The organism is Vibrio sp. D173a (assembly GCF_030248475.1).
Genome location: NZ_JAHGAH010000166.1, coordinates 1 through 726, shown reverse-complemented (window position 1 = coordinate 726; position 726 = coordinate 1). Strand labels below are relative to the sequence as shown.

Sequence of the window (726 nt, the reverse complement as noted above, 5' to 3'; positions counted from 1 at the left end):
TAAGAACCTATCTCAATAGGTGTTGTCTGAGTTAAATTAGCACCTATTGAAATACTATAAATGAGTTCAACACAATACCTAATCTCTGATGCCCTTTGGGCGAAAATTGAGCCTTTGTTGCCTATCCACAAGACTAATCACCCTCTCGGGACACATCGAAAGAGGGTCGATAATCGCGATGCAATGAATGGAATTCTTTTTGTTCTCAGAACGGGTTGTCAGTGGAACGCCCTTAACGCAACGGGTATTTGTACCTCTAGCTCTGCACATCGTCGCTTTCAAGAGTGGCGGGATGCTGGTGTCTTTGAGCGATTTTAGCAAAATGGCCTGATTTACGAAGGTGTTGATTGGCGTTCTATATCAATGGATGGCTGCCAAACGAAAGCGCCTTTAGCAGGCTCAAAAAAACAGGTAAAAACCCAACAGACAGAGCGAAGCAAGGCGTAAAACGCAGTTTGCTTACCGACGCAAATGGATTGCCACTTGCCGTTGTCAGTGATGGTGCGAACGTCCACGATATCAAGCTGGTACTTCAAACATTAAATGCACTGGAGTGTTATCGTCCACCTCTGAAAGTGCCCTTGTATCTAGACAAAGGTTATACAGGTCAGTGGTTACATGATGAACTGGTTGCTTTGAACTACATTCCCCATGTTCAATCACGTGCTGAAGAGGCTGCGAGCTTGAAACAATCGGATGATTTTAAGGCTCATCGTTGGGTTGAGG

General features: G+C 44.8%; 1 pseudogene. It reads left to right on the top strand.

Features of this window, described 5'->3' with window-relative positions:
* Positions 1-60: 60 nt before the first annotated feature.
* Positions 61-726, top strand: a pseudogene (locus KIV40_RS17025) (IS5 family transposase); the annotation flags it as partial.